A 23513-nucleotide genomic window follows, 5' to 3' on the forward strand; every position below is an offset into this window, starting at 1 on the left:
GGCATCCCGCCCGGCGGTGCCCCGTTCGACGGCATCCCGTGCAGCGGCGCCTTGTTCAGCGGTGCCAGGAGGCGCGGCCGACCTGCCGCAGCAGTCTGCCGCGGCGCCAGCCCGTCAGGCGGTCGGCGTACACCGTGCCCTCCAGGTGGTCGTACTCGTGCTGGAGGCACCTGGCGAAGAACCCCGTGCCGTGCACGGTGACCGGCTCCCCCGTCACCGTGCGGCCCTCGACCACCGCGTGGTCGTACCGCTCCGTGCCCGCCTCCAGACCCGGCAGCGACAGGCATCCCTCCGGCCCCCGGACCACCACGCCGTCCTTCTCCACGAGCCGCGGGTTCACCACATGTCCGAGATGTCGCACATCGTCGTCGTCCGGGCAGTCGTAGACGAACACCCGCAGCGGGACACCGATCTGGTTGGCGGCCAGGCCCACCCCCCGGGCCGCGTACATGGTCGCGAACAAGTCCTCCACGAGAGCCGCCAGTTCGGGGCCGAACTCGGTGACGTCCGCACAGGACCCACGCAGAACGGGGTCCGGGAGCAGGGAAAGCGGCCGGACGCGCCCGTGGGCGCCCGGGATCGAGCCGTGTCGCATGGCGGCAAGGGTACGGTTCGTTCAGCTCATGCAGGCCGCACGGTACGGGCCGGGATTCGGGTGTGCGAATGGATCTCGATAGGCTGAGGTCCACACCACGCTGCCGGATGCCCCCTGGCGCGGCGCGTACGCAAGGAGGATCGAGAACTGATGGCAGGCAACTCGGACCCGCTCTCGCCGCGGGCCAAGCTGGCCGTGACCGCGGGCAAGGCGGTCGCTGCGGCATCGCGCGCCGCGGGACGCGGCAGCGGTTCGGTGATCGGCGGCCGGGTCGCGCTGAAACTCGACCCCGACCTCCTCGGACGGCTCGCGCAGAACCTGGACGTCGTCCTGGTCTCCGCCACCAACGGCAAGACCACGACCACCCGGCTCATCGCCGAGGCGCTGCGCGCCGCGGGTCCGGTCGTGTCGAACGCGCTCGGCGCCAACATGCCGGCCGGCATCACCTCGGCGCTGGCGGGCGGCTCGGAGTCGAAGTTCGGTGTCATCGAGGTCGACGAGAAGTACCTGGCCGGGGTGGCCCGGGACACCAGCCCGAAGTGCATCGCCCTGCTGAACCTGTCCCGCGACCAGCTCGACCGGGCCGCCGAGACGCGCATGCTCGCCGAGAACTGGCGTGAGGGCCTGGCCGGCTCCAAGGCCGTGGTCGTCGCCAACTGCGACGACCCGCTGGTGGTCTGGGCCGCCTCCTCCTCACCGAACGTGGTCTGGGTCGCGGCCGGTCAGATGTGGAAGGACGACGCCTGGTCCTGCCCGTCGTGCGGTGGCGTGATGCAGCGCCCCGGCGACGACTGGTTCTGCGGCGAGTGCGGCTTCCGCCGGCCCACGCCGACCTGGGCGCTCTCCGGCGACCACGTGCTGGACCCGCACGGGTCCGCCTGGCCGATCCACCTCCAGCTCCCGGGCCGCGCCAACAAGGCCAACGCGGCCAGCTCCGCGGCCGTCGCCGCCGTCTTCGGCGTACCGCCGCAGGTCGCGCTGGAGCGGATGTACCAGGTGCAGGCGGTGGCCGGCCGCTACGACGTGGTCCAGTTCCAGAACCGCGACCTGCGGCTGCTGCTGGCCAAGAACCCGGCCGGCTGGCTGGAGACGTTCTCCCTGATCGACCCGCCGCCGACCCCGGTGATCCTCTCGGTGAACGCGCGCGGCGCCGACGGCACGGACACCTCCTGGCTGTGGGACGTCGACTACACCCGGCTGACCGGTCACCCGATCTTCGTCATCGGTGACCGCAAGCTGGACCTCGCCGTCCGCCTGGAGGTAGCCAACCAGCACTTCCAGGTCTGCGAGAACCTCGACCAGGCCGTGCAGCAGGCCCCGCCGGGACGCATCGAGGTCATCGCGAACTACACCGCGTTCCAGGACCTGCGCCGCCGCGTCGGCAACTGATCGGGAAAGGGCCATCACCTCATGAGCGACAACCAACTCCGGCTGGTGTGGATCTACCCGGACCTGCTGAGCACCTACGGCGACCAGGGCAACGCCCTCGTCGTGGAGCGCCGCGCCCGGCAGCGCGGTCTGGACGTGGCACGGCTCGACGTGCGCAGCGACCAGCCGATCCCGACCTCCGGCGACATCTACCTGATCGGCGGCGGCGAGGACCGGCCGCAGCGGCTCGCGGCCGAGCGGCTGCGCCGCGACGGCCATCTGCAGCGGGCGGTGCAGAACGGCGCCATCGTGTTCTCGGTCTGCGCCGGCTACCAGATCCTCGGCCACGAGTTCATCAACGACCTCGGCCAGCGCGAGCCGGGCCTCGGCCTGCTCGACGTGGTGTCGGTGCGCGGCGAGGGCGAGCGGTGCGTCGGCGACGTGCTCGGGGACATCGACCCGCAGCTCGGCCTGCCCCAGCTGACCGGCTTCGAGAACCACCAGGGCGTGACCCATCTCGGCGCCTCGGCCCGCCCGTTCGCCCGCGTGCAGATCGGCAAGGGCAACGGCACCGGGGACGGCACCGAGGGCGCGTACAACGGCACGGTCTTCGGCACGTACATGCACGGGCCGGTGCTCGCCCGCAACCCGCAGATCGCCGACCTGCTGCTGAAGCTGGCGCTGGACGTCAACGCGCTGCCCCCGATCGACGACCGGTGGTACGAGGCGCTCCGCGACGAGCGCATCGCGGCTGCGCAGCAGCCTGCGTAGGTACTGCTGCGCAGCAGCCTGCGTAGGTACTGCTAGTCCGCGTAGAAACCTTTGGGCAGCAGCCTGGGCGGGTGCCGTCTCAGGCTGCTGTCAGCGTCTTCCGGCATGCTCGTGGGAGCCCGCCTGACCGGCCGTCCGCTCACATGTGCGGGCGCGTCCAGCAGGCGGACGCCCGCTACGGAGCCACCCCCTCACGCCGGTAGGGTGGCCGGGAATCCGCCGGACGACGTGGTCCGGTTTCCCGGCCCACGTTGAGAAGGTAAATCGGGCTATGCGCATTGGTGTCCTCACGTCCGGCGGCGACTGCCCCGGCCTGAACGCCGTCATCCGGTCCGTCGTGCACCGTGCCGTCGCCGACCACGGCGACGAGGTCATCGGTTTCCGGGACGGCTGGAAGGGCCTCCTGGAGTGCGACTACACGAAGCTCGACCTCGATGCCGTGGGCGGCATCCTGGCGCGCGGCGGCACGATCCTCGGCTCCTCCCGGGTCCGTCCCGAGCACCTGCGGGACGGGGTCGAGCGGGCGCGGGGCCACGTCGCGGAACTCGGCCTCGACGCGATCATCCCGATCGGCGGTGAGGGCACGCTGAAGGCGGCCCGGCTGCTGTCGGACAACGGGCTGCCCATCGTGGGCGTGCCCAAGACCATCGACAACGACATCGCTGTCACGGACGTCACCTTCGGCTTCGACACGGCCGTCGGGGTCGCCACCGAGGCCCTCGACCGGCTGAAGACCACCGCCGAGTCCCACCAGCGCGTGCTCATCGTCGAGGTCATGGGCCGGCACACCGGCTGGATCGCGCTGCACTCCGGGATGGCGGCCGGCGCGCACGCCATCGTCGTACCGGAACGCCCCTTCGACATCGACGAACTGACGAAGCGGGTCGGCGCCCGGTTCGAGGCGGGCAAGCGGTTCGCCATCGTGGTGGCCGCCGAGGGCGCCAAGCCGCGGCGCGGTTCCATGGAGTTCGACGAGGGCGGCAAGGACATCTACGGCCACGAGCGCTTCGCGGGCATCGCGCGCCAGCTCTCCGTCGAGCTGGAGCACCGGCTCGGCAAGGAGGCACGGCCGGTGATCCTGGGCCATGTGCAGCGCGGTGGCACGCCGACGGCCTACGACCGGGTGCTGGCCACGCGGTTCGGCTGGCACGCGGTGGAGGCGGTGCACCGGGGCGAGTTCGGGAGGATGACCGCCCTGCGGGGCACCGACATCGTGATGGTGTCGCTCGCCGAGGCCGTCGAGACGCTGAAGACGGTGCCCGTCGAGCGGTACGACGAGGCGGAGTGCGTGCTGTAGTTCACCCCGGTACAACCCGCCCCCGGTCACGTCCGTGACCGGGGGCGGTTCTACTCTTGGGGGCGGACAGAATCGCACAACCCCCACGAATCAGGAGCCGCCGGATGGATCACAGCGGGCACGGCATGAACATGGATCTGCCGCCGTTCACGCTGGGGCGGGGGCTCGAGTGGTCCGCAGACCCGTTCTTCCTCGTCGCCTGCCTGCTCGGGCTCGGCCTGTACGGCTGGGGCGTGCTGCGGCTGCGGCGGCGGGGGGACGCGTGGCCCGTGGCCCGTACGGTGTCGTACCTCGTCGGTGTGGTGACCATCGGGCTGATGATGTGCACCCGGTTGAACGACTACGGCATGGTCATGTTCAGCGTGCACATGGTCCAGCACATGGTGATCAGCATGCTGTCGCCGATCCTGATCCTGCTCGGCGCGCCGGTCACGCTGGCGCTGCGCGCGCTGCCGGTGGCCGGCAAGGGCCGCACCGGTCCCCGCGAACTGCTGCTGGCGCTGCTGCACAGCCGCTACATGCGGATCGTCACCCACCCGGCGTTCACCATCCCGCTGTTCATCGCGAGCCTGTACGCGCTGTACTTCACCCCGATCTTCGACTTCCTGATGGGCTCGCGGGCCGGGCACATCGCGATGATGGTGCACTTCCTCGCCGTGGGTGTGGCGTTCTTCTGGCCGATCATCGGCGTGGACCCGGGTCCGCACCGGCCGGGCCATCTGATGCGGATGCTCGAACTGTTCGCGGGCATGCCGTTCCACGCGTTCTTCGGCATCGCGCTGATGATGGGCTCCACGCCCATGGTCGCGACGTTCCGGAACCCGCCGGCCTCGCTCGGCATCGACGCGCTGTCCGACCAGAACGCGGCCGGCGGCATCGCCTGGGCGTTCAGCGAGATCCCGTCCGTGCTGGTGCTGATCGCGCTCCTGTTCCAGTGGTACGGCTCGGAGCAGCGGCAGGCCAAGCGCAAGGACCGGGCTGCCGACCGGGACGGCGACAAGGAGCTGGAGGCGTACAACGCCTATCTGGCCTCCCTCAGCACGCGCGAGGGCTGAGGGCCCGCGTGCGGAACCGGCACGCGCGGTATCCCGTCCGGGCCCGGATCGGGGCACCATGGGGGGCAACGGTTCATGAGGAGGGTGTCGCCATGCCCGGTTCCCTGCCCGGTTCCCCGTCCGGTTCCACCAGCGGCGCCACCAAGGCGATGGGGGCGATGACCGTCGGCGGGCTGGTCCTCGTCACGGCCTACACCGTCGCCCTCGGCAGCAACGGCTGGCTGTGGTTCGGCTGGGTGGTGCTGGGGCTGCTGACACTCGCCATGATCGTCACCCAGCCGTAGCGGCGTGTTCCCGGGCGCGGCTGATTACAGTGCCCGCATGAACAGCAGGACCGCGCCCTTCGACGATCTCGACCGCAGAATCGTCACCGCCCTGATGGCGAACGCCAGGAGCAGCTTCGCCGAGATCGGCGCGACGATCGGGCTGTCGTCCACCGCGGTCAAACGTCGCGTGGACCGGCTGCGGGAGACCGGTGTCATCACCGGGTTCACGGCGACCGTGCGGCCCTCCGCGCTCGGCTGGCGCACGGAGGCGTACGTCGAGGTGTACTGCGAGGGCGCGGCCCCGCCCCGGCGGCTGGCCGAGGTGGTGCGCAACCACCCGGAGATCACGGCGGCCATGACGGTCACCGGGGGCGCGGACGCGCTGCTGCACGTGCGGGCGCGGGACGTGGAGCACTTCGAGGAGGTGCTGGAGCGGATCCGCGTCGAGCCCTTCATCCGGAAGACGATCAGCGTGATGGTGCTGTCCCACCTTCTCCCGGAAAGCCCGGAAGCCGGCGCCACCCATGCGGCACCGGAGTAGCCCGCGTCCAAACGCAGAAGTCGTGCGTCGTGCGGAAGAAGTACGCAATGATGCTGCGTATCCGCGCAGCTTTCCTTTCTTGTCCCGCGTGTCCCTCCGTTTCTACCGTGGTGTCACGCCTCAGTGACACTCAGGAAAGCGGAGGGAACACTCTGTGGCCGAAAGCCGTGTGCCGCGCAGTCGGCGCTTCCTCGTCTGCGAACCCAGACACTTCGCCGTGCAGTACGCGATCAATCCCTGGATGCACCCCGACCGGCCGGTCGACGTCGACCTCGCCCGTGAGCAGTGGCAGGACCTGATCCGCACCTACCGGGCCCACGGCCACACCGTGGACTCGGTGGAGCCGGTGCCGGGCCTGCCCGACATGGTCTTCTCCGCCAACGCGGCCTTCGTGGTCGGCGGCCGGGTCTTCGGCTCCCTGTTCCACGCCCCGGAGCGGCGCCCCGAGTCGCTGCACTACGACACCTGGTTCAAGGCGGCCGGGTACGCCGTCCACCGCCCCGAGTCGGTCACCGAGGGCGAGGGCGACCTGGTGTGGACCGGTCGGTACGTGCTGGCCGGCACCGGGTTCCGCACCACCCGGGAGGCGCACCGGGAGGCGCAGGAGTTCCTGGGGCACCCGGTGATCGGCCTGACCCTGGTGGACCCGTACTTCTACCACCTGGACACGGCCCTGTTCGTCCTCGACGAGGACAACATCGTCTACTACCCGGAGGCGTTCTCGCCGGGCAGCCGGGAGGTGCTGCGGCGCCTGTTCCCGGACGCGGTGCTCGCCACCCGCGACGACGCGATGGCGTTCGGCCTGAACTCCGTGTCCGACGGCCGGCACGTGTTCATCGCGCCCCAGGCCGAGGCGCTGTCCGGGCGCCTGGCCGACCATGGTTACGTCCCCGTCCCCGTCGACCTGTCGGAGTTCCACAAGGCCGGCGGTGGCATCAAGTGCTGCACCCAGGAGATCCGCTGATGACCGCACCCGCGCGCACGCGTACGTCCGACGACCTCATCCGGGCGGAGGAGCCGGTCCTCGCGCACAACTACCACCCGCTGCCCGTGGTCGTCGCCCGGGCCGAGGGGTCCTGGGTCGAGGACGTCGAGGGCCGCCGCTACCTGGACATGCTGGCGGGCTACTCGGCGCTGAACTTCGGTCACCGGCACCCCGCGCTGATCGAGGCCGCGCACCGCCAGCTGGACCTGCTGACGCTGACCTCGCGGGCCTTCCACAACGACCGGCTCGCCGGGTTCGCCGAGCGGCTCGCCGCGCTCACCGGCCTCGACATGGTGTTGCCGATGAACACCGGCGCCGAGGCGGTGGAGAGCGGCGTCAAGGTGGCCCGCAAGTGGGCGTACGACGTGAAGGGCGTCCCCGCCGACCGGGCCACGATCGTGGTGGCGGCGGGGAACTTCCACGGCCGTACGACGACCATCGTCAGCTTCTCCACCGACGAGCAGGCCCGGGCGGGCTTCGGCCCCTTCACACCGGGGTTCCGGGTCGTGCCGTACAACGACCTGGCCGCGCTGGAGGCGGCGGTCGACGAGACGACCGCCGCGGTGCTGCTGGAGCCCATCCAGGGCGAGGCCGGGGTGATCATCCCGGACGAGGGCTATCTGGCGGGGGTGCGCGAGCTGACCCGCCGCAAGGGCTGTCTGTTCGTCGCGGACGAGATCCAGTCCGGTCTCGGCCGCACCGGCCGCACGCTCGCCGTCGAGCACGAGGACGTCGTCCCGGACGTGCTGCTGCTCGGCAAGGCGCTCGGCGGCGGCATCGTGCCGGTGTCGGCGGTGGTGGCCCGGCGCGAGGTGCTCGGTGTGCTGCACCCGGGCGAGCACGGCTCCACCTTCGGCGGCAACCCGCTCGCCGCGGCGGTCGGCACGGCGGTGGTCGAGCTGCTGGAGACCGGGGAGTTCCAGCGCCGGGCGGCCGAGCTCGGACTCGTGCTGCGCGGCGGCCTGACCGAGCTGGTCGGCAAGGGTGTGACCGGCTTCCGCTCGCGTGGCCTGTGGGCGGGTGTCGACGTCGACCCGGCGCTCGGCACGGGCCGGGAGATCAGCGAGCGCCTGATGCGGGAGGGCGTGCTGGTCAAGGACACGCACGGCTCCACGATCCGGCTGGCGCCCCCGCTGACCATCTCGGCCGACGAGCTGCGCTCCGCGCTCGGCGCGCTGGAGAAGGTGCTCACCGAGGGCAGCTGAGACGGGGACAAGACGGGATGAGACAGGGGTGAGACGGGGGCGGGGCCCGGCCGGTGACCGGCCGGGCCCCGCCCGTTGTGTCGCCGCTCAGCCCGTCGTCGCTCAGCCCGCGCTCTCGCCGAGCAGCCTCTTCATCTCCGCGATCTCGGCGCTCTGAGCGGTCGCGATGGCGGCCGCCGCGCGCTTGGCGGGGCCGTACGCGCCCTTGCCGCGCTCGGTGGCCGCCATCGCGACGGCGCCCTGGTGGTGTTCGACCATCAGGGACAGGAACCGGGTGTCGAAGTCCCTGCCGGTGGCCTTCCTCAGGGCGGCCATGTCGTCGTCGCCCATCATGCCGGGCATGCGGGCCGCACCGGGCGTGCCGGTCGCGCCGCCGTGGTTCGCGTGGTCCATGCCGGGCATGCCGGCCATGCCGTCCCGGCCCGTGTGGCCGGCGTGGTCGGTGCCGGCCGCGGGGACCTGCTCGTGCCAGCCCTTCAGCCAGCCGGTCATGGTGCGGATCTCCGGGGCCTGTGCCTTCTCGATGCGCGCGGCCAGGTCCTTCACCTCGGGCGAGGAGGCCCGGCCGGCGGCGAGGCGTGCCATCTCCAGGGCCTGCCGGTGGTGCGGGATCATGCCCTGCGCGAAGGCCACGTCCTGGGCGTTGTGGGTCGCGGCGCCGGGCGCGCCGGTGGCGGCGGACCCGCCGTGGGCCGCGTGGGCTCCCGCGTCGCCGCCGTCGGCGCCGCAGGCGGCGAGGACGAGGGACGCGGCGCCGGCCACCACGGCGAGGGCGGTGCGGCGTGTCAGGGTACGGACGGTCATGCTGAACTCCTGCTGAAGGTAGGGATCTTCGGGCACGCGTGGGAGCACGGCCGCACGCCGTGCGGCCGTCGGGCCTCTAGATCCGCAGGAGTTGGAGTTCCGCCAGGGAGGGTGGCGCGCGGGCGCCGTCGGGTGCGCCCGCCGTGCAGGTTCGCGGTGCACCGGCCGGCACCGGGTCGGCCAGCGGGTCGGGGACGAGCACGGGCGGCTGGGGTGCGCCGGTGACCGCGCCGGACGCGCAGGTGGGATCGGCGTGGTGGGGACGGTGGTCCCCGCAGTGGCCGTCGCCTCCGGGGCAGTCGTCCTGGGCGGTGAGCACGGTCCCCTGGTGCGGGGAGCCGGCGTGCGCGGCGTGGGCGGTGCCGCCGCCGGGGGCCAGCGCGTGCATGCCGAACAGGCCGGCCAGTACCGCGAGGACGAGCAGCGCACGCCACGGCCGCCGGGGCGGTCGCGGGGGCTGCTGTCCGGTGCTGCGCATCGGGGACATCCTACGAGGCGGCGGCGGCCGGGCTCACGGGGACCCGCCGCGACGCTGTCGTCCAGGCGGCGTGGAGCGCCTTCGCCCGGCTCCGGTCGCTCCACCCGGGCACCGCGGATCCTCCCCGTGGCGGGCGCCGGGGCGGCCGGATCAGCCGCGGGCATCAGCCACGCGGAGGGTGTGCGGAGGTCCGGGAGCGCCCGTACCAGTCGTGCACCACGGTGCTGTCCACCACGAGGTCCTGGACGGACGCCCGGCGCCGGCTGACCGGGATCCACAGCAGGCCCAGCGGGAAGACCAGATACAGCAGCGCCCGCAGCACGGCGGCGACCGGTCCGAGCCGCGCCCCGGACCTGCGGGTGACCCGCAGGCCCATCAGATGGTCGCCGGCGGTGCGCCCGGCGGTGCCCCAGCTGCCCGCCAGGTAGACGAGCGCGACGGCGGAGCCGAGGATCGCGCCGCCTCCGAAACCCAGGTCGGGGTACCCGCCGGGCGGGCCGAGGAGCAGATGGCCGAGCGCCGCCCAGCCGAGTTCGACGGCCGCGACGACGGCGAGGACCACGAGGACGTCGACCGCCGCCGCGATCACCCGCGAGACGATCCCGGCCGGTCGTCCCTGGACGACCGCCGGGTGGTGCGCGGGCGCCATCGAGGTCACGGGGCCTCCGCTCCGCCGCCCGGGTCACCGGGCCGCCCGCCGGGCGGTGGCCGGGACTCGGGTCCCGCCCCGTCCCCGTCCGGGCCGCCGCGGTGCAGCAGCCGCTCGGCGATCCGGTCCACGAACCGGTCGGCACGGGCGTTCTGTTCACGGAACGTGTCCAGCGTCTCCGCCGTGATGCTGCCCCCGGTGTCCCGGACGATCCGCCCGACGTCCAGGTCCTCCAGGACCCGCTCGGTGTACGTCAGCAGGTCCACCCGGGCGAGGACCGCGTCGATGTCGAGCCGCCGGGCGACCCGGTCGACGTCCAGCCGGTCGGCCACGGCGTCGAGGTCGACACGGTCGACGACGGCGTCCACGTCGACGCGGTCGATCACGCCGTCGACGTCGACGTGGCCGATCACGGCGTCGAGATCGACCCGGGCCAGGAGGGCGTCGAGGTCGACCCGGGCCAGGGCCGCGTCCAGGTCGATCCGGGCGAGCACCGCGTCCAGGTCGAGGCGGGACAGCAGGGCGTCCGGGTCGATCCGCCCGGCGACGCGGTCCACGTCCAGCCGGCCGGCCACCGCGTCCAGGTCCACGCGGGACAGGAGGGTGTCGACGTCGACCCGGGCGAGGAGGGCGTCGACGTCGACCCGGGCGAGCACCGCGTCCAGGTCGAGGCGGGACAGGACGGCGTCGAGGTCGATGCGGCGGGCGATCCGGTCGACGTCCAGCCGGTCGGTCACCGCGTCCAGGTCGATCTCGTCGACGACCGCCGCCGTCAGGGCTCTGACCACGGCACGCGCGAGCGGTCGCGCCTCGTTCCGGGCCCGCTCCCGTTCCGCGGCCCCCCGCGCGCTCCAGTGGGCGACCCTGCGGTCCACCGCGTGCAGCACGGTCGGGGGCACGAGCAGCCGCGTCGTGGCGCGCGCCCAGTTCCCGGCCCGGTCGGCCGTGTCCGCGACCGCGGACACCGAGCGGCGCTGCACTTCGAGGGCGAGGCCGAGCACGGCGTCGCCGAGCGGCCCCGGCCGGCCCGGACGCCGATAGCGGGGGCGCGCGGCGGCCACCGTCTGCGCGGCGATGTCGGCGAGGCCCACGACCAGCCGGGTGACACCGGTGACCAGGGGCCGGGCCAGGGCGTCGCCGCCCGTTCCACCGGCCGGGGACGAGAGGGGCGGGTCGCCCGCGGTGCTGCTCACACCGGCATCGGACCACACCGGGCCCCCGGCTGCCCTCACCCGCCGTGGGTGATCTCCCCACCCGTCCTCACCCACCCGTGGCCACCTTCTGGAATACCCCCCAGGGGTATACTGTTGGCGTCTGGTGAACCACACCGACACGGGGAGGCCGACGATGGATCACAGTGAGCACAGGCACCACGAGAGGCACGAAAACCACGAGAGCCACGAGAGCCACGAGAGCCACGAGGAGCTTGGACCCCGCGGGCACGGGCGCCGCGAACAGGACGCGCAGCACGAGCACCCGCACGTACACCACCAGCACTCCGCCGGCACCTCCTGGCGCACGGCCGCCCAGGCGACGCTGCACTGCCTGACCGGTTGCGCCATCGGCGAGGTGCTGGGCATGGTCGTCGGCACGGCGGCCGGGCTGGGCAACGCGGGCACCGTCGTCGTCTCGATCGCCCTGGCCTTCGTCTTCGGCTACGCGCTCACGATGCGGGGCGTCCTGCGCGCCGGACTCCCCGTGCGGCAGGCGCTGAAGGTCGCGCTGGCCGCGGACACGATGTCGATCGCGGTGATGGAGCTGATCGACAACACGGTGATGGTGGGCGTCCCCGGCGCCATGGACGCGGGCCTGTCGCAGGCGCTGTTCTGGATCTCGCTCGCGGTGTCCCTGGTCCTGGCCTTCGCGCTGACGACGCCGGTGAACCGGTGGATGATCGGCCGCGGCATGGGGCACGCGGTGGTGCACGCGTACCACTGACGTACGGTCCGTGCGGTCACCTCACGTACGCCATGCGGTCCACCCACTGGGACAGCGTGAGCGAGCCGGCCAGGGTCTTGCGGGCCGAGCCGTCGCGGCGGCATCGGCGCTCCGGGCGATGGCGCGGCCGCCGCTCGGAGCCGTCGTCGGTCAGGGCCTCGCGCAGGGTGGCCAGGTGGCCGGCCACGGCGGCGAGGCAGTCGTACTCGTCGCGGCACGCGGCGCAGACCGCCAGGTGCGGGACCACGGCCGCGGCCTCCAGGGGCGTCAGCAGCTTCAGGGCGTGACCGGCCAGCAGGTCGCGGTACGCGCGGCAGTCCTCGACGGAAGCGGACATGGGGCGACTCCTCTCCGTGGTACGACGCGAGGCGTGCTGTGACACGCCGGAAGGGGTTTCGGGGGGGTCCGGCGATACCGGCCCGGACCAGTCCCCTGCGTCGTGCCTCCAGACTCGCCCAGGAGCACCCCTCGGCGCGTCGTCCCGGCGCAGTCAGTCCTGGGTACTGCGGGCGCAGTAGCCGGCGGGCTCCGTCGTCGTGCTGACCAGTCCGCACTGGTACGCGATGACGACGAGCTGGGCCCGGTCGCGGGCGGCCAGCTTGGTCATGGCCCGGTTGACGTGCGTCTTCGCGGTCAGCGGGCTGACGAACAGGCGTTCGGCGATCTCTTCGTTCGACTGCCCGAGGGCGACCAGCCGGGTCACGTCCCGCTCGCGGGGGGTCAGGCACTCCAGCCGCTCGTGCACCACGGTCGTGCAGGGCTCCGGCTGGGCCAGGAAGCGTGTGATCAGCGCCCGGGTGGCCCCGGGCGACAGCAACGCCTCGCCGGCCGCGACCGTGCGGACGGCGTCGAGCAGCTCCTCGGGCCGCGCGCCCTTGCCGAGGAACCCGCTCGCGCCCGCGCGCAGCGCCTGGGCGACGTACTCGTCGTTCTCGAAGGTGGTCAGGATGAGCACCTTCACCGCCGCGAGATCGTCGGTCTCGCTGATCAGACGCGTGGCGTCCAGACCGTCGAGCTCCGGCATCCGGATGTCCATGAGGACCACGTCGGGCCGCTCGGCCGCGGCCAGCTCCACGGCCTCCCTGCCGTTCGACGCCTCCCCCACCGTCTCCATGTCGTCGGCGGAGTCGAACAGCATCCTGAAGGTGCCGCGCAGCAGTGCCTGGTCGTCGGCCAGCAGTACCCGGATCGTCACGCCCGTCTCTCCTCCAGCAGTCCGTCCGGCACCGGCTCGCCGGTCGCCGAGCCCGGTCGCAGCGGCAGTTCCGCGGTCACGGTGAAGCCGCCCTCGGGCCGCGCCCGCGCGGTGAGCCGGCCGCCCACGCTGGCCGCACGCTCACGCATGCCGATGAGCCCGTGGCCGGTCCCCGCGCGAGGCTCGTGCGGCCCGGCCCGCCCGTCGTCCTCGACCGTGATGGTCAGCCACTGCGGGCGGTAGTGCAGGAACAGGCGGGCGTGGTCGGCCGCCGCGTGCTTGCGCACGTTGGTCAGGGCCTCCTGCACGATGCGGTAGGCGGCCAGGTCCACCGCCGGTGCCAGGGGCTCCACGACGCCGTCGCGGGTCTGCCGTACGGCGAGCCCCGCCCGCTCGAAGGAGGCCAGCAGGGCCGGCACCTCGGCCAGGCCGGGGATCGGGTCGCGCGGTGCCTCGGGATCGTCGGACTGCCGCAACAGACCCACGGTGACGCGCAGTTCGTCGAGGGCGGAGCGGCTGGTCTCCTGGATGTCCGTCAGCGCGGCGAGTATCTGGCCGGGGCGCCGCTCCCCCAGGTGGACGGCGACACCGGCCTGCGCGTTGATCAGCGCGATGTGGTGGGCGACGACGTCGTGCAGTTCGCGCGCGATGCGCACCCGTTCGGCCGCCACCCGCTGCCGGGCCTCCTGCTCCCGGGTCCGCTCGGCGTGCTCGGCCCGTTCCTCCACGGCCGCCACGTAGGCGCGGCGCGAGCGCACCCCGTCCCCCACCGCCGCCGGCAGGGCGGTCCAGGCCAGCAGGGCGGCGTTGTCCGGCTCGAGCCAGGAGTCCGGCGCGTGCAGGACGTCCGCCCCGACCAGCAGGGCGGCCGAGGCCGCGGCCATGGTCCAGGCGGTCCGCCGGTCGGTGCGGGCCGCGACCGTGTAGACGGACACGATGATGGGGCTGGTCACCAGCGGGCTCTCGCGGAATCCGAGGAGCTGGAACCCGACCCCGCAGGCGACCGCCACCGCCGCCACGGTGAAGGGGTGCCTGCGGCGCCAGAGCAGGGCGAAGCAGCCGAGCGCGGCGAGCAGCAGGGCGGGCCAGCGCAGCGAGAAGCGGTGCTCGTGCGGGACTATGGACGCGGCCACGACCGACAGCACGAACAGTCCGGTCGCCCCCAGCGCGTTGCGCATCCCGCTCGTCAGCCACCGTCCGTTCCCGCCACCGCCGATCGCCGCCATGGCACCACCGTAAGGACGCGGGCCGCCCCCTGCCGCGCGGCCGCCGCCTCCCTGGGCCCTTCGGGTGACGGGCCGTCGTCCCCGCTTCCACGGCCAGCGGCCACAGGGCCGCGACCGCCTCACCCCCGGGCGGGTCCGCCACGACCGCGTCACGGCCGACGGTGACGCGTCGGGGGTCACCGCCTCCCTGGCCGAGTTCGAGCGGACGGCCTGTCAGGACGGGTAGCCGGAGGACGCCGGACGCGTTCCCCGCGCCCGCCCCTGCCCTTACACTGACACCCCTGCAGCAGCCGGTTGACGTGCGAGAACGCGGCGGTCGAGGCGACCCGCCAGAGTGAGGAGCGACTCCTTGTTCTACTACCTGCTCAAGTACGTCCTGCTGGGCCCCCTGCTGAGACTGGTCTTCCGCCCCCGGATCGAGGGGCTGGACAACGTGCCGGCGTCGGGGGCCGCGATCGTCGCCGGGAACCACCTGTCCTTCTCCGACCACTTCCTGATGCCGGCGATCCTCAAGCGGCGCATCACCTTCCTCGCCAAGGCGGAGTACTTCACCGGGCCGGGCGTCAAAGGGCGCCTCACCGCGTTCTTCTTCCGCAGTGCGGGGCAGATCCCGGTGGACCGGTCCGGCAAGGAGGCGGGGCAGGCCGCGATCCGCGAGGGGCTCGGCGTGCTCGCCAAGGACGAACTGCTGGGCATCTACCCGGAGGGGACCCGGTCCCACGACGGGCGGCTGTACAAGGGCAAGGTCGGGGTCGCCGTGATGGCGCTGAAGGCCCGGGTGCCGGTGGTGCCCTGCGCAATGATCGGCACCTTCGAGGCGCAGCCGCCCGGCAAGGTCATCCCGCACATCCACCCCGTCGCCATCCGCTTCGGCACGCCGCTGGACTTCTCCCGCTACGACGGCATGGAGAACGAGAAGGCCGTCCTGCGGGCCGTCACGGACGAGATCATGTACGCCATCCTCTCGCTGTCCGAGCAGGAGTACGTCGACCAGTACGCGGCCGTCGCCAAGGCCGAGCAGGCGGCGGAGAAGAAGGCGGAGAGGAGGAGGGAACGCGGGTTCCGCGGGCGCCGCTGAGCTGAGCCCGGCCCGGACTCTGCCGTCGGCAGAAGATCTCCGGCTCGGGCGCCGGGCCTGCCTAGGGTCGCCTCATGAGACGTGCTGTGGTGATCGGGGCGAGCGGGCAGATCGGCCGTCCGGTGGTGGACGCGCTGGTACGGGACGGCTGGGAGGTGACGGCCGCGTCGCGGGGCGGCGGCCGGGACGCGTCGTGGGACGCGGGGGTGCGCGCGGTCCGACTGGACCGCTCGGACGACGCGGCGCTCGCGGCCGTGGTGGGCGACGGCTGCGACCTGGTGGTCGACGTGGTCGCGTACGACGCCGGCCACGCCCGCCAGCTCACCGCCCTGACGGGCCGGATCGGCTCGGCGGTGGTGCTCTCCAGCGTGAGCGTCTACGAGGACGGCGAGGGGCGGGGCTTCGACACCCAGGACGAGCCGGACGGCTTTCCCGTCTACCCGGTCCCGGTGACGGAGAGTCAGCCGACCGTGGCGCTGGGCGAGGCGACCTACAGCGCCCGCAAGGCCGCCCTGGAGCGCGAACTCCTCGCGGCGGGTGACGCGTTGCCGGCGACCCTGCTGCGGGCGGGGGCCGTGCACGGGCCGTACAGCCCGCTGCCGCGCGAACTGTACTTCGTGAAGCGGAACCTCGACGGGCGGGACGAGCGGGTGCTCGCCCATCGCGGGGAGAGCCGGTTCCATCCGTCGAGCGCGCTGAACATCGCCGAACTGGTCCGGCTGGCCGCGGCCCGGCCCGGGTCCCGGGTGCTCAACGCCGTCGACCCGGAGGCGCCGTCGGCGGCCGGCATCGGTGCGGCCGTCGACGCCGTCATGGGCGCGCGGACGCGGACCACGCTCGTGGACGGGCCGCCGCCGGGCGGGACCGTGGGCGCGAGCCCGTGGTCGGTGCCACATCCGCTCGTCTGCGACATGTCCGCCGCCGAGCGGGAGCTGGGCTACCGGCCCGTGGTGACGTACGAGGAGAGCCTGCCGGCGACCGTCGAGTGGCTGACCGGCGTGGTGCGCGGCCGGGACTGGCGGGAGTGCTTCCCGCTGATGGCCCGGGCCTATCCGGACGCCTTCGACTACGCGGCCGAGGACGCCTGGCGGGCGGGCGCGTGACGAAGGGGCGGCCGGAGAGCCCGGCCGCCCCTCGTCGCCGTACCCGAACGGTTACGGCTTGGGCGTGGCGTGCGGCGCGCAGGTCACGTCGGAGGTGTCCAGCTTGCCGCCGACCAGGTAGGCGTCCACCCGGTCGTTGATGCACGGGTTGACCAGACCGGTCACACCGTGGGAGCCCGCGTCCTTCTCGGTGATCAGGCGGGAGCCCTTGAAGCGCTGGTGCAGTTCGACGGCGCCCTGGTACGGGGTGGCCGCGTCACGCGTGGACTGCACGATCAGCACCGGCGGAAGGCCGTGGTGCGTCTTGACGTCCAGCGGGTTCTGCTGCTTCGCCGGCCAGGTGGCACAAGGCAGGTTCATCCAGGCGTTGGCCCAGGTCATGAACGGGTAGTCCTTGTTGAGCCGGGTGTTGTCCCGGTCCCACTTCTGCCAGCTGGTGGGCCACTTGGCGTCGGCGCACTCGACCGCGGTGTAGACGGCGTTGCTGTTCTCCGACGCGGCGTTGCCCGCGGTGTCCGACGGGTCCGGGGCGGCGGCGTCGACGAGCGCCTGGGTGTCTCCGGCGACGTACTTGCTGAAGACACTGGCGACCGGCACCCACGAGGAGTCGTAGTACGGCGCGCTCTGGAAGAACGAGATCAGCTCGGCCGGGCCGACGACCCCGCCGAGGGGGCTCTTCTTGGCGGTGGCGCGCAGCTCCAGCCACTTGGCCTGGACCGCGGCGCGGGTGGTGCCGAGGTGGAACGCGGCGTCGTTCGCGGCGACCCAGTCCTCCCAGTCCTTCCAGCGGCCCTCGAACGCGATGTCCTGGCCCAGGTTGGCCTGGTACCAGATGTTCTCGCGCGCGGGGTTGACCACGCTGTCCACGACCATGCGGCGCAGGTGGCCCGGGAAGAGCGTGCCGTACACGGCGCCGAGGTAGGTGCCGTAGGAGACGCCGAGGTAGTTGAGCTTCTTCTCCCCCAGCGCGGCCCGGATGACGTCGAGGTCGCGGGCGGTGTTGGGCGTCGTCATGTGCGGCAGCATCGCGCCGCTGCGCTCGCCGCAGCCCTCGGCGTACTCGCGGGCCAGCTTGCGCTGCGCCTTCTTGTCCGCCTCGCTGTCCGGCACCGGGTCGGCCTTGGGTGCCTTGACGAACTCCTGCGGATCGATGCAGGAGATGGGCGCCGAGTGGCCGACACCGCGCGGGTCGAAGCCCACGAAGTCGTAGGCCTTCGCCACGTTCGCCCAGACGGGGTTCTTGGTGGTGACCCGGCGCGGGAAGCGCATACCGGAGCCGCCGGGGCCGCCCGGGTTGTAGACGAGGGCGCCCTGGCGCTCCTTCGCCGTCCCGGTGTTGCCGATGTGGTCCACGGCGAGCTTGATCTGCTTGCCGTACGGGTGTGCGTAGTCGATCGGGACGCTCACCCAGCCGCACTGGATGGGCTTCTCGAACCCCCAGTCGGCGGGGCAGTCCTGCCAGTCGATCCCGGCCTTGGCGGCGCGGGCGGCGGCGATCTCGGCACCCCGGGCCTCGCGGTCACGGCCGTGGCGGCTGTCCGCGCTGGCCGCGGGAGCCGACACCGCACCGGCGATCAGGGTCGCGGTGACGAGCGCTCCGGCAGAACCGAGCGCCAGCAGACGGCTCTTGGGTCTGTTGTCCCTCAAGTGGGCCCCTCCCCCTACTACTTCGCTTCTGATGTCCGCCGGGGATCCTTCCGGCTGTGAGGTGCCTGAGAACAGGGGTCGTCGACCATCTTTACCAATCCGATAAACGGATGATCACGTCCGATGGGGCTCATTACCCCGATCGAGGGAGGTCAGCGCCCGTTCGAGCAGCCGGCGCAGTGTCAGCGCGTCGGGGGCGAGGGCGCTGACGAGCACGGCCGGCCCGGGCAGCGGCACCAGGGCGGCGCACTCCCCCAGCATCCTCGCGGCGACCGGCCGGCCGGCGAACTCCGGCCGTACGACGACGAGCTGCCCCACCGAGCGGTGGCCGGCGAGCACCGCGGGACCGTCCCAGCCGCCCGGTGCGCCGGGCCCGCAGGCCAGCTCCTGGTCCAGCACGGTCCGGCCCGCCACCCGCAGCGTGAGCCGGCTGGTGAGCCGTCCCGGTTGCTCCCCGGCCCGGCCCAGCACCTGCTCCTCGCGCAGCACCAGCCGTCCCCCGGAGCCGACCTCGGCCCGGGTGGTGACGCGCAGGTCGCTGTTCCCGGCCGAGATCAACTGCTCAGGCGTCCACCGCAGTTCCGCGCCGTCGGCGACGTCCAGCCGTACGTCGTAACGTGCCTCTGCCTTGGCCTGGCCGGGCAGCGCGAGAGTGGCGGCGGCCGATCCGACGCACAGCCGCGCGCCCTGCTCCACCCGGGCCTCCAGCGTGAACCGGTCACCGCCGAGCGGGCCGCTCATCGCCCCGACGACCATCACCCGGGCCTCGTCGCCGGTGCCCCGGGTGCGGCGCAGGGCCAGCGGGCCGTCGCCGTCCAGCACGGGCAGCGCCGTACCGCCGCGTCCGTCGGCGCGGGCGACGATCCGCGCGTGTGCCGTGACCCCGGCCGTCATGCGGTCCACGCGGCCAGCCGCCCCCGGACCCACGCGGCCACGTCCGCGACCCCGGTACCGCCGCGCAACGACTGCAGGATCACCGGGAGCTGGGCGCGCTGCGCCTCGGCGTCGGCGGCCATCCGGGCGAGGTCGGACCCGACGTACGGTGCGAGGTCGGTCTTGTTGACGACCAGCAGGTCGGCGGTGGTGACGCCGGGGCCGCCCTTGCGCGGGATGTCGTCGCCGCCGGCGACGTCGATCACGAAGATCTGCGCGTCCACGAGTCCCCTGGAGAAGGTGGCGGTGAGGTTGTCGCCGCCGGACTCGACGAGGATCAGGTCCAGCGGCCCGACCTCGTCCTCCAGGTCCTCCACGGCCTCCAGGTTGGCGGAGATGTCGTCGCGGATCGCGGTGTGCGGGCAGGCGCCGGTCTCCACGGCAGTGATCCGCTCGGGGGGCAGCACGGCCTCCCGGAGCAGGAACTCGGCGTCCTCGCGGGTGTAGATGTCGTTGGTGACGACGGCCAGGGACAACTCGTCGCGCAGCGCCCGGCACAGCGCGGCGACGGTGGCGGTCTTGCCGGACCCGACGGGCCCGCCTAGCCCGATCCGCAGCGCACGACGGGATCCGTCCGGACGACGGGCATCGGCACTGACGGCGGAGGGGCCGTGGTGGGCGTGGTCGAGATGCATGGGGGCTCCGATCGTGGGTGGGGGCGGGCAGAGGGGGCGTGGGGGCGCCGGGTGGAGTCGGGGCGGAGGCAACGGGACGGTTCACCGCAGGTGCCCGGCTGCCGGACCGGCCGTCGACCTGCTGCCGGAGGGCGGACGGGACCCTGCTGCCGTACCGCCCCGCCCCACCCGGCGTCCGGCTAGGAGGCGAACAGGCGCACGGGCCAGGACGCGTGCCATTCGGCGCCGATCTCCGTCAGGGGTCCGGAGGCGGCCGGCAGCGCGTCGGTGCCCTCGTCGAGGGTCCGGCGGGCCGCCTCGACCGCCGCGTCCACGACCTGGTCCAGCTCGGGTGCCAGCCGGGCCAGCACCCCGGTCGCGTCGAACGGGTCGAGGCTCAGCAACCGGACCGTGGCCGTCGCGGGCCCGCTCACGCTCTCGTACGCCGCGCAGTACGCCGCGTCGTCCGGCCCGAGCCCGGCCGCCCGGGCGGTGAGCCCGAGCACCACCGGCTGGTGCGCCCCCTTCGGGAACCGCGCCGCCAGGGCATCGAGTTCCGCGGACGGCCAGCAGGAGCGCGCGGCCCGCGTCAGCTGCCGCCCGAGCCTGCGCGCGGCGGACCGCAGCGCGGGCGAGGGGGTGCGGGCGTCCGCCGCCGCGTCCAGGTCGGCCGGGTCGGCGCCGAGGACGGCGGCGGCCGCCAGCGCGGCCGCGACGAGTCCCGCGGTGTGCAGCCGGCCCCGGCAGTAGTCCTCCAGGTCCGCGGCGCGGGTGATCCGGCCGGCCCGTACGGCGGCCTCCGCCCCGCCGGAGTGCGCGTGCCCTCCGGCGGGGAAGCGGCCGTCGGCCAGGACGAGCAGTGCTGCCCTGCTCATCAGAAGAGGAAGTAGCGCTGGGCCATGGGCAGTTCGGTGGCCGGCTCCGCCTCGACCAGTTCGCCGTCGATGTGCACGGCGAAGCTGTCGGGGTCGATCCGCACCTGCGGGAGCGCGTCGTTCTCCCGCATGTCCGCCTTGGTCACGGCGCGGGTCGACTCGATCGCGGCGAACCGCTTGCCCAGCCGCAGCCGCTCCGGCAGCCCGTCCTCGATGGCGAGGGGGGCCACGAAGTTGACCGAGTTGGCGGCCGGGGCCCGGCCGATCGCGCCGTACATCGGCCGGGGCAGGACGGGCTGCGGGGTGGGGATGGAGGCGTTGGCGTCGCCCATCTGCGCGTACGCGATCTGGCCGCCCTTGATCACCAGGAGCGGTTTGACCCCGAAGAACGCGGGCTCCCACAGCACCAGGTCGGCGAGCTTGCCGGTCTCGACGGAGCCGATCTCGTGGGCGAGGCCCTGGGCGAGCGCCGGGTTGATCGTGTACTTGGCGACGTAGCGCCGCACCCGGTGGTTGTCCGCGCGCCCGTCACCGGGCAGCGCGCCCCGGCGCCGCTTCATGACGTGCGCGGTCTGCCAGGTGCGCAGGACGACCTCGCCGACGCGGCCCATGGCCTGGGAGTCGGACGAGATGATGGAGATGGCGCCCAGGTCGTGCAGGATGTCCTCGGCGCCGATCGTGGACGGCCTGATCCGCGACTCGGCGAACGCCAGGTCCTCGGGGACGGCGGGGTTGAGGTGGTGGCACACCATCAGCATGTCGAGGTGTTCCTCGGCGGTGTTGACGGTGAACGGCCGGGTCGGGTTGGTGGAGCTGGGCAGCACGTTGGGCCGGGAGACCACGGTCATGATGTCCGGCGCGTGCCCGCCGCCCGCGCCCTCGGTGTGGTACGAGTGGATGCCCCGCCCGGCGATGGCGGCGAGCGTGTCGCCGACGAAGCCCGCCTCGTTGAGCGTGTCCGTGTGGATGGCGACCTGGATGCCGGTCCGGTCGGCCACCGTGAGCGCGGCGTCGATGACGGCCGGCGTGGACCCCCAGTCCTCGTGCAGCTTCAGCCCGAGGGCGCCGCCGCGGATCTGGGAGAGCATCGCCTCGTGCGAGACGGTGTTGCCCTTGCCGAGGAAGCCGACGTTGACGGGGTAAGCCTCCATCGCCTCCAGCATCCGTGCCAGGTGCCAGGGGCCGGGTGTCACGGTGGTCGCCTTGGAGCCCTCGGCGGGCCCGGTGCCGCCGCCGACCAGGGTGGTGATGCCGGAGGCCAGCGCCTCGTCGGCGACCTGGGGGCAGATGAAGTGGACGTGCGCGTCGATGGCACCGGCGGTGAGGATGCGTCCGTTGCCCGCGATGATCTCGGTCTCGGGGCCGATGACCAGGTCGGGGTGGACGCCGTCCATGGTGTCGGGGTTGCCGGCCTTGCCGATGCCGGTGATCCGGCCGTCGCGGATGCCCACGTCGGCCTTGACGACGCCCCAGTGGTCGACGACGACCACTCCGGTGACGACGGTGTCGGGGGTGCCCTCGGCGCGGGTGGCGCGGGACTGGCCCATGGACTCGCGGACGACCTTGCCGCCGCCGAAGACCGCCTCGTCGCCGGCGCGTCCGGGACCGCCGGCGAGGTCCTCCTCGATCTCGATCAGCAGGTCGGTGTCGGCGAGCCGGATGCGGTCGCCCGTGGTGGGGCCGAACAGGTCGGCGTAGGCCGCGCGGGAGATCTCATGCATCGAGGGCACCTCCGACCCGGCCGCGCAGTCCGGGCACGATCCGGGCACCGGCGAGGGGGACCAGTTCCACCTCGACGGGGATGCCGGGCTCGAAGCGCACGGCGGTGCCGGCGGCCACGTTCAGCCGCTTGCCGTGCGCGGCGTCCCGGTCGAACTCCAGGCCGGGGTTGGCCTCGGCGAAGTGGTAGTGGGAACCGACCTGGACGGGCCGGTCGGCGGCGTTGAGCACGGTCAGGCGGGTGACCTCGCGGCCCGCGTTGCAGACGACGGGGCCGTCGGCGAAGAGGACTTCTCCGGGAATCATCGCGGCCCCCTCAGACGATCGGCTCGTGCACGGTGACGAGCTTCGTGCCGTCCGGGAAGGTGGCCTCGACCTGGACGTCGTGGATCATCTCCGGGATGCCGTCCATGACGTCGTCCCTGGTGAGCAGCTTGCGGCCGGAGGACATCAGCTCCGCGACGGTGCGGCCGTCGCGCGCGCCCTCCAGGATGTGCGACGTGATGAGGGCGACCGCTTCGGGGTGGTTGAGCCGCAGACCGCGGGCCCTGCGCTTCTCGGCCACGTCGGCCGCCACGTGGATCAGCAGCCGCTCTTGCTCGTGCGGGGTCAGTTGCACGTCCCACCTCACCGTTCTTGCTCCGGACCGTGCGGGGTCCGGTTGCCGCAGCCATCGCGACGGGGACAGGTGTAACACACAGACATACGTGCCTGATCGGAATCAAACACGGGCAGAAAAACCCCTGATGGCGTGGAGCGGCAGGCTAGTTCGCCGGAGTTTCAGCGACGTTAACCAGACCTTGATCAACACATGACCGCACGATGGCCGCCCCCATACCCCGCTCCGACGGGCGTTCCCGCTAGGAGACGCCGGGCCCCCGGTGCTCGGCCGCGATCCCGAAGCGCTGCCGCTCCCGGGCCGCGGGCGCGACCTCACGGACCCCGGACACCGAACTGGCCACCTGCTCCCCCGCCGGCTCGTCGAGCGCGTCGAGCCGCTCCAGGTCGGCCGCGGACACCAGCGCGACCAGCGGCTTGCCGTGCCGGGTCACGACGACGCGCTCACCGCCGTACACCACCCGATTGATCAGCTCGGCGAGCTCAGCCCTGGCTTGCGTCACCGGAATCTCGTAGGCCATACCCCTAGCTTACGGGCCACCCGCACGTTCCG

Annotated in this window: 27 protein-coding genes; 11 read left to right on the top strand and 16 right to left on the bottom strand. The window is 73.0% G+C overall.

From position 1 onward, the window contains the following. Nucleotides 1–55 precede the first annotated feature (55 nt). Nucleotides 56–595, bottom strand: a complete 540-nt coding sequence (gene def / locus B446_RS06255) for a peptide deformylase (protein WP_020938575.1) — start codon at nt 593–595, stop codon at nt 56–58. Nucleotides 596–745: 150 nt separating this feature from the next. Between def and B446_RS06260 the strand changes: the two genes are divergently transcribed. The 8 genes from B446_RS06260 (at nt 746) to rocD (ending at nt 8083) form a co-directional block, all read left to right on the top strand. Next, nucleotides 746–1984, top strand: coding sequence for a MurT ligase domain-containing protein (locus tag B446_RS06260; protein ID WP_020938576.1), 1239 nt, complete (start codon nt 746–748; stop codon nt 1982–1984). A 21-nt stretch (nt 1985–2005) separates the two neighbouring features. Then, a complete protein-coding gene (locus B446_RS06265; RefSeq protein ID WP_020938577.1) occupies nt 2006–2734 on the top strand; it encodes a type 1 glutamine amidotransferase in 729 nt (242 codons plus the stop codon). Nucleotides 2735–3005: 271 nt separating this feature from the next. Continuing rightward, nucleotides 3006–4031, top strand: coding sequence for a 6-phosphofructokinase (locus tag B446_RS06270; protein ID WP_020938578.1), 1026 nt, complete (start codon nt 3006–3008; stop codon nt 4029–4031). 104 nt (nt 4032–4135) lie between these two features. Next, nucleotides 4136–5086, top strand: coding sequence for a cytochrome c oxidase assembly protein (locus tag B446_RS06275; protein WP_020938579.1), 951 nt, complete (start codon nt 4136–4138; stop codon nt 5084–5086). A gap of 92 nt (nt 5087–5178) precedes the next feature. Then, on the top strand, nt 5179–5370 hold the full coding sequence (locus tag B446_RS06280) for a hypothetical protein (RefSeq protein ID WP_020938580.1): 192 nt from the start codon (nt 5179–5181) through the stop codon (nt 5368–5370). Nucleotides 5371–5407: 37 nt separating this feature from the next. Beyond that, complete coding sequence (locus B446_RS06285) at nt 5408–5893, top strand: Lrp/AsnC family transcriptional regulator (protein WP_020938581.1); 486 nt, start codon at nt 5408–5410, stop codon at nt 5891–5893. 154 nt (nt 5894–6047) lie between these two features. Continuing rightward, nucleotides 6048–6857, top strand: coding sequence for a dimethylargininase (gene ddaH, locus B446_RS06290; RefSeq protein ID WP_020938582.1), 810 nt, complete (start codon nt 6048–6050; stop codon nt 6855–6857). After that, entirely contained in the window at nt 6857–8083 is a 1227-nt protein-coding gene (rocD, locus tag B446_RS06295; protein WP_020938583.1) for an ornithine--oxo-acid transaminase, read from the top strand. The genes ddaH and rocD overlap by 1 nt, the downstream gene beginning before the upstream one ends. A gap of 102 nt (nt 8084–8185) precedes the next feature. Here rocD and B446_RS06300 read toward each other — a convergent pair whose 3' ends face one another. The 4 genes from B446_RS06300 to B446_RS36040 form a co-directional block, all read right to left on the bottom strand. After that, a complete protein-coding gene (locus tag B446_RS06300) occupies nt 8186–8887 on the bottom strand; it encodes a DUF305 domain-containing protein (RefSeq protein WP_020938584.1) in 702 nt (233 codons plus the stop codon). Between the two features lie 76 nt (nt 8888–8963). Beyond that, a complete protein-coding gene (locus B446_RS06305; protein ID WP_020938585.1) occupies nt 8964–9365 on the bottom strand; it encodes a DUF6153 family protein in 402 nt (133 codons plus the stop codon). A 163-nt stretch (nt 9366–9528) separates the two neighbouring features. Continuing rightward, nucleotides 9529–10014, bottom strand: coding sequence for an RDD family protein (locus B446_RS06310; protein WP_052352251.1), 486 nt, complete (start codon nt 10012–10014; stop codon nt 9529–9531). A gap of 5 nt (nt 10015–10019) precedes the next feature. Beyond that, nucleotides 10020–11207 carry a hypothetical protein gene (locus B446_RS36040; RefSeq protein ID WP_020938587.1) on the bottom strand — a complete coding sequence of 396 codons (1188 nt, stop codon included), beginning with the start codon at nt 11205–11207 and terminating at the stop codon, nt 10020–10022. 154 nt (nt 11208–11361) lie between these two features. Here B446_RS36040 and B446_RS06320 point away from each other — a divergent pair, with 154 nt between their 5' ends. After that, entirely contained in the window at nt 11362–11952 is a 591-nt protein-coding gene (locus B446_RS06320) for a DUF4396 domain-containing protein (RefSeq protein WP_020938588.1), read from the top strand. 16 nt (nt 11953–11968) lie between these two features. On the opposite strand, the gene B446_RS06325 is transcribed toward B446_RS06320, so the two are convergent. The 3 genes from B446_RS06325 to B446_RS06335 form a co-directional block, all read right to left on the bottom strand. Continuing rightward, nucleotides 11969–12289 (bottom strand): zf-HC2 domain-containing protein, encoded by a 321-nt coding sequence (locus B446_RS06325; protein WP_020938589.1) that lies wholly within the window; start codon nt 12287–12289, stop codon nt 11969–11971. 153 nt (nt 12290–12442) lie between these two features. Beyond that, nucleotides 12443–13147 (bottom strand): response regulator transcription factor, encoded by a 705-nt coding sequence (locus tag B446_RS06330; RefSeq protein WP_020938590.1) that lies wholly within the window; start codon nt 13145–13147, stop codon nt 12443–12445. After that, complete coding sequence (locus B446_RS06335; RefSeq protein WP_078614650.1) at nt 13144–14373, bottom strand: sensor histidine kinase; 1230 nt, start codon at nt 14371–14373, stop codon at nt 13144–13146. Before B446_RS06335 ends, B446_RS06330 begins: the two co-directional genes overlap by 4 nt. Before the next feature lie 349 nt (nt 14374–14722). Between B446_RS06335 and B446_RS06340 the strand changes: the two genes are divergently transcribed. Together B446_RS06340 and B446_RS06345 are read left to right on the top strand one after the other, a co-directional pair. Beyond that, a complete protein-coding gene (locus B446_RS06340; protein WP_020938592.1) occupies nt 14723–15451 on the top strand; it encodes a lysophospholipid acyltransferase family protein in 729 nt (242 codons plus the stop codon). A gap of 74 nt (nt 15452–15525) precedes the next feature. Continuing rightward, nucleotides 15526–16554, top strand: a complete 1029-nt coding sequence (locus B446_RS06345; RefSeq protein ID WP_234967462.1) for an NAD-dependent epimerase/dehydratase family protein — start codon at nt 15526–15528, stop codon at nt 16552–16554. A 51-nt stretch (nt 16555–16605) separates the two neighbouring features. On the opposite strand, the gene B446_RS06350 is transcribed toward B446_RS06345, so the two are convergent. From B446_RS06350 to B446_RS06385, 8 genes are all read right to left on the bottom strand, one after another. Beyond that, nucleotides 16606–18201 carry an alpha/beta hydrolase gene (locus tag B446_RS06350; RefSeq protein WP_020938594.1) on the bottom strand — a complete coding sequence of 532 codons (1596 nt, stop codon included), beginning with the start codon at nt 18199–18201 and terminating at the stop codon, nt 16606–16608. Nucleotides 18202–18315: 114 nt separating this feature from the next. Next, nucleotides 18316–19095, bottom strand: a complete 780-nt coding sequence (locus tag B446_RS06355) for an urease accessory protein UreD (RefSeq protein ID WP_043477788.1) — start codon at nt 19093–19095, stop codon at nt 18316–18318. Beyond that, entirely contained in the window at nt 19092–19769 is a 678-nt protein-coding gene (gene ureG, locus B446_RS06360) for an urease accessory protein UreG (RefSeq protein ID WP_020938596.1), read from the bottom strand. Before ureG ends, B446_RS06355 begins: the two co-directional genes overlap by 4 nt. A gap of 179 nt (nt 19770–19948) precedes the next feature. After that, nucleotides 19949–20623: an urease accessory protein UreF gene (locus B446_RS06365; protein WP_020938597.1), complete on the bottom strand. Its 675-nt coding sequence runs from the start codon at nt 20621–20623 to the stop codon at nt 19949–19951. Then, nucleotides 20623–22344 carry an urease subunit alpha gene (locus tag B446_RS06370; RefSeq protein ID WP_020938598.1) on the bottom strand — a complete coding sequence of 574 codons (1722 nt, stop codon included), beginning with the start codon at nt 22342–22344 and terminating at the stop codon, nt 20623–20625. The genes B446_RS06365 and B446_RS06370 overlap by 1 nt, the downstream gene beginning before the upstream one ends. Beyond that, a complete protein-coding gene (locus B446_RS06375; RefSeq protein WP_020938599.1) occupies nt 22337–22648 on the bottom strand; it encodes an urease subunit beta in 312 nt (103 codons plus the stop codon). Before B446_RS06375 ends, B446_RS06370 begins: the two co-directional genes overlap by 8 nt. Nucleotides 22649–22658: 10 nt before the next feature. After that, on the bottom strand, nt 22659–22961 hold the full coding sequence (locus tag B446_RS06380) for an urease subunit gamma (RefSeq protein WP_020938600.1): 303 nt from the start codon (nt 22959–22961) through the stop codon (nt 22659–22661). 241 nt (nt 22962–23202) lie between these two features. Continuing rightward, a complete protein-coding gene (locus tag B446_RS06385) occupies nt 23203–23481 on the bottom strand; it encodes a type II toxin-antitoxin system Phd/YefM family antitoxin (RefSeq protein WP_020938601.1) in 279 nt (92 codons plus the stop codon). Between the last annotated feature and the right edge of the window lie 32 nt (nt 23482–23513).

It is taken from the genome of Streptomyces collinus Tu 365 (assembly GCF_000444875.1).
GTDB classification, from domain to species: Bacteria; Actinomycetota; Actinomycetes; order Streptomycetales; family Streptomycetaceae; genus Streptomyces; species Streptomyces collinus_A.